Annotated in this window: 6 protein-coding genes; 3 read left to right on the top strand and 3 right to left on the bottom strand. The window is 70.9% G+C overall.

Annotation, left to right across the window (positions count from 1 at the left end; all coding sequences use genetic code 11):
* Positions 1-8 precede the first annotated feature (8 nt).
* The 3 genes from IE206_RS37720 to IE206_RS37730 form a co-directional block, all read right to left on the bottom strand.
* Positions 9-1,331, bottom strand: a complete 1,323-nt coding sequence (locus IE206_RS37720) for a cell wall protein (protein WP_189970485.1) — start codon at positions 1,329-1,331, stop codon at positions 9-11.
* A gap of 633 nt (positions 1,332-1,964) precedes the next feature.
* Complete coding sequence (locus IE206_RS37725; protein ID WP_189970488.1) at positions 1,965-2,129, bottom strand: hypothetical protein; 165 nt, start codon at positions 2,127-2,129, stop codon at positions 1,965-1,967.
* A gap of 231 nt (positions 2,130-2,360) precedes the next feature.
* Entirely contained in the window at positions 2,361-3,005 is a 645-nt protein-coding gene (locus IE206_RS37730; RefSeq protein ID WP_226600073.1) for a ScbR family autoregulator-binding transcription factor, read from the bottom strand.
* 1,021 nt (positions 3,006-4,026) lie between these two features.
* On the opposite strand from IE206_RS37730, the gene IE206_RS37735 reads away from it, so the two are divergent.
* The 3 genes from IE206_RS37735 (at position 4,027) to IE206_RS37745 (ending at position 10,054) form a co-directional block, all read left to right on the top strand.
* Positions 4,027-5,037: a ParB/RepB/Spo0J family partition protein gene (locus tag IE206_RS37735; protein WP_189970492.1), complete on the top strand. Its 1,011-nt coding sequence runs from the start codon at positions 4,027-4,029 to the stop codon at positions 5,035-5,037.
* Between the two features lie 371 nt (positions 5,038-5,408).
* A complete protein-coding gene (locus IE206_RS37740) occupies positions 5,409-6,194 on the top strand; it encodes a thioesterase II family protein (protein WP_189970494.1) in 786 nt (261 codons plus the stop codon).
* Complete coding sequence (locus IE206_RS37745; protein ID WP_189970496.1) at positions 6,191-10,054, top strand: SDR family NAD(P)-dependent oxidoreductase; 3,864 nt, start codon at positions 6,191-6,193, stop codon at positions 10,052-10,054. Before IE206_RS37740 ends, IE206_RS37745 begins: the two co-directional genes overlap by 4 nt.
* Positions 10,055-10,176: the final 122 nt, after the last annotated feature.

Genomic DNA, 10,176 nt, shown 5'->3' on the forward strand with positions numbered 1-10,176 from the left:
CCGTGGGCTCAGAACGGCGGCATCCCCGGGGGGAATTCGAGGTCCACCGCTTCTCGCGGTGTCCGCCATTCCCCCCGGTGGTCGTGGGTGAACTGGCGGACCTCGTCACCGCCGACGAACGCGAGCAGCGCGCGGCCGTAGATGAACCGGGCGTCGGCCCAGCCGAAGCGGCTCACATGGCTGGCGACGATGTCCATGTTCTCGACGGCGCGATCGCGGGCCTCGATGCACTCCTCCCAGCTGGGAAGGCGGTCGAGGCCTGCCGAGACCCTCTTCTTCGCCTCGTTCTCGATGGCGACCTGCTCGCAGTAGGTGATCCACTCCGCGGTGGTCTGGGGCTCGCGCCCGAGGCCGAACCACTCGGAGTCGTTCCTCACCTTCTCGCGGAGCCTCTTGGTGATGTAGGCGCCGGGACGAGCGGGGCGCCAGCCGAGGTACCAGGAGTGCAGCAGGACGATGATCTCGTCGGCGTCCATGCCCTCGTCGATGAGCTCGCGCAGGCTGAACGCGAGGCGCCTCAGCCCCTCGCCCTGGGTCCAGTTGACCCGGGGGCGCACCTGGCGGGCGATCTGGATGTCCTTGGCCACCTGCAGCGGGGAACGGCGGGTCGACCCGGCCTTCCTGCCCCTCCTCGGCCGCTTCGTCTTCCTGGCCTCCGGGGCCTTCTCGGGGCCCGCCGGAGCCGCCTTCGCGGCTCGGTTGCGTCCGCGCGCAAGTGTTGCTCTCGTGTTTGAAAAACCACGTTCTACCTCAGCTGTCGGGCCGGAGGTAGAAGCGGTACGGGAAGGGGGCTCAAGGCCGTGAACAGGGGGTCTGCGCAGAACTGTTTCTCCACAGACTTCTCCACAGCTGTATCCACAGGGGCACTTCGCCCTGTCCGGAGTGGCCCGTGGGACGGGTGTGAGACCGGTGACGCGCCCCTCGTAGCCGGCGACCGGGACGCGGTGGCCCATGGCGGCGTCGTAGACGGGCGGGATGGCGGCCGCGTACACGGTGGCGGTGGCGGTGTACTTCCGCCCGGGCAGGCGCAGATTGCGCTTGGAGCCGTGAACCAGCCATACAAGTGCGCCGAGTTCGCGCAAATAAGCCACGTGCCTCTTCAGGCTCGCCCGGCTGATGCCGAGGCGCCCGGCGGTGCCCTCCAGGTCGTACAGGACGGTGCCCGTGCCGTAGTCCATGCGCGCCGCGAGATCGCGGGCCACGTCGACGGTGACCCTGCTGGCCTTGGCGTGGATCCCGCTCCCCACCAGCCATTCCACCGCCCGCAACCAGGCGCGCGGCTGCGCGTGACGCGAGGCCGTGGTGAGGACGTCCTGGGCCGCCCGGGCCACCGGCAGCCACGAGCCGGCCCGTTTCCGGGCCCGCCGGACAGGGGAGGGAAGGAACGGGGAGACATCCCCACGAGGTGCGGATCCAGCCGATCGACCGTGTGCAGAAGCGAAACGATCGGACAGATCTAACGGATTACAGCTGACGAACTGGCAAACATGACCGCTGTGCAGCATGATGTGTGGTGCACTCCTGATAGGGCTCTGGCATTAGCTGGGGCACTCCCCCTCTCGGGAGCACAAGACGGCTACGGGACGACTGCCTTCCTTCGGGGTGGTGGGAGTTACGGCGCCTGACATCTCGTCACAAGACGCAAGTCGCGGGACGCGAGACGGAACAGACGGATCGGCTATCCCTTCGGGGCCAGTGGCTACCTCCTTCTTTCTTTCTTTCTTCTGGGGTTTCGTTGTGATGGGGACGGTCTCCTTGCTGGGAGGCCGGTGTGGTGCAGAGCGGGTTCTGGTGAACCGATTTCGCCGATCGGATTGGCGTCCGATGGGCATTCCGTCCGTCGAGTTGGCGCTCGGCCGGTACGGAGACGAGATGTAGAGGCCGCGTAGTGGTGGTGGCTAAAGCCACCCGCGCGGCACGTGAGCGGTCCCTTGGTTCCACAAGGGCCGGACTCACCCAGTGCGTTACGGCATGACACTCCCTTCGACCCGCACAGCTGTGCGCTGTCCGCGCACGGTCGCCGAGGGCATGCCGAAGAGCCCGTGAACGGCGATGACGATGCCGTACGGGTACTGGTGTGCAAAGGAAATGACGGACCGGCGCCACGGGTGGTTGGCGTTCCCTCCCACGTGGCCCTCCCCCGGGTCGTAATGGCAGGTCACAAGGTGACCTCGATCGAACATACCGTGCAACCGGTATGCATTCAATCAGCCTTACGGTCCCGGCTTCTTGACTGCGGCAAACCCCTTCACCTACGGGTTCCGGCATACGAGAAGAAGCCCGCGGCCACCCCCGGCGGGAGCGATGCTCGGCCAGGGATCACCGTACTCTCTCGGGCAGTTGGGTGTGACGCACCCGACTCAGCCCGTGACCGCCGCCATGGTTTCGAGCTCCCGCACCGTGCTCGCGGGGTCGACCTCGACGAGGGCGGCGGGGGTGGCCAGGCACGGCATGACGAGTCGCCAGAAGCCGGACAGCGAGCGGTGGGACACCCATTGCGGGTCCTTGCGGCCGAGCAGTTCGAAGCCGGTCGTCGCCGCCACGACGGTGGCGACCATGTCGTGCTGCTCCATGTGCTCGGCAAGCAGGTGCTCGTCGCAGGCCTCCGCCAGCAGCTGCCGCACGCACGCCTGCCATTCCTGACGCAGATTCACGTTGCTGGGGTGGGCCGCCTCGCCGCTCAGCTGGAAGCCCGCGCGCGACACGACGTCCCTGTGCAGCTGGTCGACCAGGGCGTGCGAGGTGTCGGTCAGGCGCTGCAGGGCGTTCGTGCCGGGGCGCTGGGCGATCCAGGCCGCGCGGCGCAGGCTCACGGCCGCCGTCGTCTCCACCGTCGTGGCCAATGCGGCTTTGTTTTCGAAGTGGAAGTGGAGCGCTCCCAGGCTGACGCCGGCGCTGGCGCTGATGTCGGCCAGCTTCGCCTGGACGTATCCGTGGCGCTCGAAGGTCTCGGCCGCGGAACGGATCAGCGAGTGGCGGGTGCGCACGGCACGTTCCTGTTTCATCACCGGTGGCTCCTCGGGGGATGGGGCTGCACCATGAGAACTTATCAAACCAGCTTCGCGGTTTTGTAACCAGAGCTTGCCCCGAGTCGTCCGGATCACTCCTGTATGCACGGGCGCCAACCGACTTCCATATGCCCTGAATGCCCCTGTCTGCAGGCTATTTTGATGGGCCATGCAGTAATTCTGGCCGCCCCCTTGGCGCTCCCGTACCGGCCATCGGCCGCAGGGGCCGGCCGGCGCTCCGCCACGCCGAGGCCGGCGCCGGGAGGCGGAATCAGGGTGGGCAATTCTGTTGGAAGGCTGCCAAATCCGGCACCCGGGGCAGAAGTTGAAGGGGCGGCTCCGGATTTGGCTGAGATCCGCCGGGGTTTGCCGGACGATTTGGGCGCTATATTCCCTCTTGAAAACCAGCATGCAGGTATGTTTTAGTCATCGCCGAGCCCCACGGAGGGGGTCGGCGACCCGCCCGAAGGCGGGCTTCCCGTCCCTGACGGCCGGGTCGAGGAGAAGGTCGCAGATCGCTGGACGCACAGCCTGACCTGGCCTTTTCCTTAATCCGCTCCGTGGGGTCCCCAGCTCCCGCAGCCGCACCATCGTCCCCCGGGGTGCGGCTGCGGGCTGTAGTGCCCCACCGCTTCACACGGAAGTACGCAAGACCTTTCTCGACCGAGTCTCGAAAAAAAACCAGCGGACTGGTACTTTTCCTTCCGAGGTTGAGGTTTGCGGCCGTTCGAGGGGAGCCGTACGTGCACTTGCATCACTCGCGTGCCTGGTGGCAGGCGGCACACAGGCCGGAGCAGTACGGGTCCGGCGCCGCTCCGCACAGGGACCGCGGACAACTTCCTCCGTACGAGCACCACTTCCGGGGAACCACCGACGACCAACCGATCGTGCCCAGGCCGCACACGGACCTGAGGAGCCACAGGGGGAGGACCCACCACGTCATGAACGTCTTCGACGCTCACACCGAACCGGCCGGCCGCACGCCGTCCGGCGCGGCGACGCAGGGGAGGGTCCTTCGATGAGTCTCGACCTGGCGGCGCCCGCCGAGGACACCCAGGCCGCCGAGGCCCAGCGCCCCGCCGGACAGCAGGCCACCGTCGCGATCGAATCGCTGCAGCCCTCCGACTCCCCCCGGGCGGGCGGCCTCAACGACGAGCACGCGCAGATCCTGGCCGAACTCGACTCCCCGCTCCCGCCGATCCTGGTGCACCGCGCCTCCATGCGGGTCATCGACGGCATGCACCGGCTGCGCGCGGCCCGGCTGCGCGGCGACAAGAACATCGAGGTCGAGTTCTTCGACGGCGAGGCCGAGGACGCCTTCGCGCTCGCCGTCAAGCTCAACGTCGTCCACGGGCTGCCGCTCTCGCAGGCCGAGCGCACCGCGGCCGCCACCCGCATCGTCACCGCCCGCCCGCACTGGTCGGACCGCCGCATCGCCGCCAACACCGGCCTCGCGGCCGGCACCGTGGCCGCCATCCGGCGCCGTTCAACCGTGCAGAGCGAGCAGTTGAACGCCCGGGCCGGACGCGACGGACGCATCCGCCCGCTGCACGCCGCCGAAGGCCGCATCCGCGCCAGCCAGGTCATCGCCGCCCACCCCGACGCGTCCCTGCGCGAGATCGCCCAGCGCGCCGGCATCGCGACCGCGACCGCCAAGGACGTACGCGACCGGATCCGCCAGGGCCAGGACCCGGTGCCCCAGCGCACCCGGGCCGCCGTCCAGCTGCCCGCGCCCCGGGCGGCCGAGACCCCGGCCCGCCCGGCCACCGGCCGCGCCACCACCCGCACCTCGGCCGCCGCCCTCTCGATGATCCTGCCCAACATGAGCAAGGACCCCTCGCTGCGCACGGAGGCGGGGCGCATGCTCCTGCAGCTGATGAACCTGCACTCCATCGGCGACGAGGCCAAGTGGCGCCGGCTCGCCCAGAGCGTGCCCCGCCACCGCGCGGCGACGCTCGCCCAGGCCGCCCGCCGCTGCGCCGACCACTGGCTGCGCCTGGCCCACGAACTCGAGATGCGGTGCTCATGACCGCCCACGACGCACCGCGCACTCTCGGGAAACCTCGTCCCTCCTTACGAGTCCCGAGCGGAGAGCACGGTGGACACCAGGCAGCACAGGAGAACCGGAACCTGCGGAACGGTTCAGGAACGCACCCAGAAATTGCACCCGGGCCGGTTCGCGGAAACGGCCAGCATCATGAGCCTCTGCCGAAAACGACTGCTGAGCTGGTCGATTCAGTTCCGCAGACCGACCGGGTGACAACCGGGCCGGATTCCACTTCGACATTCGAATCCCACAGAGAATTTTATGGAGGAGCCGTGCGAACAGCTTCGCGGCGCCAGCCGGACCCGAAGAGCGCGATATCCGTCCCGGCCTTCACCGATGGCGAGGTGTGAGAAATGAGCGCCGAATTCGCCGAGCTGGTGGCCGAGACCCCGTTCATCTGGCGGGCCCGCAGGCCCGGTGCCCGCCACCGCCTGATCTGCTTCCCGCACGCGGGCGCCGGAGCGGGCGCGTACGCCGACTGGGCCGAACTCCTGCCGCCGGAGATCGAACTCGCGGCCGTCCAGCTGCCCGGGCGCCAGAACCGGATCGCCGAGGACCCGCCGGCCGCCGTCGGGCCGCTGGTCAGGGTGCTCACCCAGGCGCTGCGGCCGGTCATGGACGGGCCGTTCTCCTTCTTCGGGCACTCCGGCGGCGCCACCCTCGCCTTCGAGGTGGCCCGGGCCCTCGAGGCCAAGGGCGGGCCGCGGCCCAGCCGCCTGTTCCTGTCCGCGCAGCCCGCGCCCGGCCTGCTCGGCGAGGTGGCGCAGCTGCACGACCTCACCGACGACGAGCTCGCCGCCGAGATCGTGCGCCTGGGCGGCATCGAGCCGGAGATCGCCGAGGACGAGGACGTCATGGACTCGCTCCTGCCCACCCTGCGGGCGGACTTCGACCTGTGGGAGAACCACCGCATCGAGCCGGGCCCCCGCCTCGCCACCCCCATCACGGTGCTGGCCGGCGACGACGACCCCCGGGCCCCGCTGGACACGCTCGGCCCCTGGCGCGAGCAGACCGATGCCGGCTTCGACAGCCGCTTCTATGCGGGCGGCCACTTCTACTTCCTCGACAAGACCGCCGAGGTGGTCGCCTTCATCAGCCAGACACTGCTGGCGCCCGAGATGGCAGGGAGAGCCTCATGAGCACGCCCCAAGCGATCGACCCGTCCCGGGTCGCCGAACTCGCCGCCGCCGCCCGGGCCGTGCCCGGCGTCCAGGAGGCCGTCGCGGTCGTACGCCAGGGCGCACGGCCCGCCGCGGCCCCGGCAGCCGCCCCGGAGCAGCCCGAGCAGAACGCGCCCGAGCCGGTGGAGCCCGTCGGCACGGCCGCTTCGAAGAAACCTTCCTCCCAGGTGTACGGCGGTGAGCTGCACATACCGGCGGGCGCCCCCACCACCCTGCAGGGCGCCCTGCGCACCGCCGCCGAACTCGCCCCGGCCAAGGGCACCGTCTACCTGCGCCGCGACAGCGAGCCCGACCTGCAGACCTACCCCGAGCTCCTCGCCGAGGCCGAGCGGGTGCTGGCCGGGCTGCGCGCGGCAGGTCTGGAGCCGGGGGACGCGGCGCTGTTCCAGTTCGACGACCACCGCGCCTACATGACCGCGTTCTGGGCCTGTGTGCTCGGCGGGTTCGTACCGACGCCGGTCGCCGTGGCCACCACGTACACCTCGCACAACGAGACCAACCGCAAGCTGTTCGGCGCCTGGAACCTGCTCGACCACCCGGTCGTGCTGACCGACGCCGCGACCGCGCCCGCGCTCAGCGAGGTCCGCGAGCTGTGGGGCGAGTCCACCGTGCGGATCCTCACCGTCGAGAAGCTCGCCCGGCACGAGCGGGACGGCCACTGGTTCCCGACCCGGCCCGAGACGCCCGTCTTCAACCTGCTGACCTCCGGCAGCACCGGCGTCCCCAAGTGCGTCCAGCACACCAACGCCAGCGCTGCGGCCCGCAGCTGGGCCGTCATCCAGGGCCGCGGCTACACCGAGGACGACGTCAGCGTCATCTGGATGCCGCTCGACCACGTCACGATCGTCTTCTACAACATCCGCGACATGTTCCTGCGGGCCCAGCACGTCAACGGCCGCATCGACGACTTCCTCGCCGACCCGCTGTCCTGGCTGGACTCCCTGGAGCACTACGGCGCCACCAACACCTGGGCGCCCAACTTCGCGTTCGCGCTCATCAACGAGCAGGCCGACGAGATCGCCAGGCGCAGCTGGGACCTGTCGAAGGTGCGCGAGTTCACCAACGGCGGCGAGCCGGTCGTGGCCGGCACCTCCCACCGCTTCCTCGAACTGCTCGCCCCGCACGGCCTGCCGGCCACCGCGATGGCGCCGGCCTGGGGCATGTCGGAGACCTGCTCGGGCGTCACGTACTCCACCCAGAGCCGCGAGGACCGCACCGCCGGGACCGTGGTCGTGGCCCCCTCCTCCTTCGACACCGAGCTCCGCTTCCTCGACGAGGGCGACAGGGGCGGCCAGGACGCGGTCGCCTTCTCCACCGTCGGCGGCCCGCTGCCCGGCGTCACCATCCGCGTCGTCGACCCGGACGGAGCGGTCCTGCCGCAGGACCGCATCGGCGAGCTCCAGATCCGCGGCGTCACGATGATGCGCGGCTACCACGGCAACGCCGAGGCCAACCAGGCCGCCTTCGACCCCGAGGGCTGGTTCCGCACCGGCGACCTGGCCTTCGTCCACGAGGGCGCACTCGTCATCGCGGGCCGCAAGAAGGACCAGATCGTGGTCCGCGGCGCCAACTACATCGCCCACGAGCTGGAGAGCGTGGTCGAGGAGGTCGACGGCGTACGGGTCACCTTCTCGGCGGCCGCCGGCGTACGCGAACCGGGCGAGGGATCGGACCGCCTGGTCGTCTTCTTCGTCCCCACCCGCTGGGACAACGACTCCCTCGCACGGACCTTCACCGAGATCCGCGCCCGGCTCGGCCGCGAGGCAGGCCTCGCCCCCGACCTGCTCGTGCCGGTCACCGACGCCGAGTTCCCCAAGACCGCCAGCGGCAAGATCCAGCGCGCCGCCCTCGTCGCCGACCTGCGCGCCGGACGCTTCGCCGACCGCATCGCCCAGGACGACGACTCGGACGCCGGCACCGGCACCCTCTTCTTCGAGCGCCAGTGGTCGCGCCTGGACGAGGCGAGCAGCACCGAACCGGCCGACGGGGTACGCCTCGTGTTCGCCGAGCCCGGCCAGATCAAGCGCCTCGGTCTCGACGGCGTCGTTTCGGTCGTGGTCACCCGGGGCGACTCCTTCGTCCACGCGGCACCCGACCTCTTCCACGTCACCCCGGGCGACGCCGGCCAGCTGCGCCACGTGCTGGCCGACGTCACCGCACGCCACGGCCGCATCTCCTCGGTGGTGTACGCCTGGTCGCTGCCCGCCGACGGCGCCCAGGGCGACCCGGCCGAGCGCCTGGCGGCCATCAGCGCCGAACTGACCTCCCTGGTCGCGGCGCTGGAGGACCTCCAGGCCCAAGGCAGCCGCCCGCTGCTGCTCCTGCTCACCGCGGGCTCCGTCCACGTACGCCCCTGGGACCGCATCGACCTGGCCACCTGCGCCCTGCCGGGCCTGGTGCGCACCGCGGCCGGCGAGATCGCCGGGGCCACCGTCCGCCAGCTCGACCTGCCGGCCGACCGCGAGAAGTGGGCGCAGGCCGTACGCGCCGAGCTCGCCGACCGCACCCACACCGGCGTCGTCGCCGCCCGCGAGGGCCTGCGCTGGCAGCCGCGGCTGCGGCCGGTCCCCGAGACCGAGGCCGAGGGCGCCCCGGCGATCACGCCGGGCGGGCTCTACCTGGTCACCGGCGGCCTCGGCGGCATCGCCCACGACCTCGCCGGATACCTGGCCGCCGCCTACGGCGTGAAGCTCCTGCTGGTCGGCCGCTCGGTGCCCAAGGGCGCCAAGGCCGAGGCCCTCGAAGACCTGACCGCGCTCGGCCAGGTCATCTACCGCCGGGCCGACGTCGCCAGCGCCGACCAGCTGGGAGCTGCCGTCGCCGACGCCGAGGAGCACTTCGGCCGCACCCTGGACGGCGTCCTGCACCTGGCCGCCGCCGATGTGAGCGGCCAGCGCAAGAACCTGGAGGAGCACACCCTGGCCCGCGAGAGCGCGGCCACCTTCGCCGAGCAGTACGCCGCCAAGGTCAGCGGCACCCTCGCCATCGCGGCCGTCCTCGACAGCCGGCCCAAGGCCTCGCTTGTCCTGTTCGGCTCGGTCAACGGCGAGTTCGGCGGGCACTCCTTCGGCGCCTACTCGGCCGCCAACACCTTCCTGGTGGGCTTCGCCGACCACTGGCGCCACGAGCGCGGACGCGACGTGCGGTGCCTGGCCTGGAGCATGTGGGACGGCGTCGGCATGAACCAGGGCCAGTCCTCGGCCCCGGCCCGCCAGCGCGGCTTCAGGGCCATCGGCCTCGACGACGGCCTGCGCGCCTTCCTGGCCGCGACCTCCATGCCGCACCACTACCTGCTCATCGGCCTCGACCTGGAGAACCCGGCGATCCTGTCCGAGCTGGTCACCGACGAGCTCAGCGCCCGCGAGGTCCTCGTCGCCTACACCGCCGAGGGCGCGGATGCCGAGGCCGTCCACCGGGCCCTGGAGCCGGTCCTCGCCGCCTTCCCCGTCCCCGTACGCCTCATGGAGGTCAACAGCATCCCGACGGACGCCGCCGGCTCCGTCGACACCACCCAGCTGCTCCTGGACGCCGCCCCGCAGCGGCCCGGGCGCAGGAAGCACGTCGAGCCGGTGGGGGAGCTGGAGCAGCAGCTCGCCGGGATCTGGGCCGACATCCTCAACCAGTCCGCCGTCGGCCGGGACGACTCGTTCTTCGACCTCGGCGGCAACTCCCTGCGCGCCACCCGCCTGCTCGCCCGCATCGGCGACGAGCTGGCCGTGCGGCTCACCACCAACGAGCTGTACGAGAACCCGACGGTGGCCGGTCTCGCCGAGACCATCACGCTGGCCACGCTCGCCGAGCCCGTGGCGGCCGGCTGAGGCCTTCCCCGTGGTCCGCGCGTCCCTGGCGCGCGGACCACGGGGGCCAAGCCGCCGGACGGGGCACCGCGTGTCCGGCTTTTACCGGCCCCCGCTATTCCTGTTGAGCGTCACCCGCTAAT

The organism is Streptomyces violascens, assembly GCF_014649955.1.
GTDB lineage: Bacteria > Actinomycetota > Actinomycetes > Streptomycetales > Streptomycetaceae > Streptomyces > Streptomyces violascens.

Excerpts from the sequence above, each read along its gene's own strand:
- IE206_RS37730 (WP_226600073.1), bottom strand. The coding sequence starts at position 3,005 with ATGAAACAGGAACGTGCCGTGCGCACCCGCCACTCGCTGATCCGTTCC.
- IE206_RS37735 (WP_189970492.1), top strand. The coding sequence starts at position 4,027 with ATGAGTCTCGACCTGGCGGCGCCCGCCGAGGACACCCAGGCCGCCGAG.
- IE206_RS37740 (WP_189970494.1), top strand. The coding sequence starts at position 5,409 with ATGAGCGCCGAATTCGCCGAGCTGGTGGCCGAGACCCCGTTCATCTGG.
- IE206_RS37745 (WP_189970496.1), top strand. The coding sequence starts at position 6,191 with ATGAGCACGCCCCAAGCGATCGACCCGTCCCGGGTCGCCGAACTCGCC.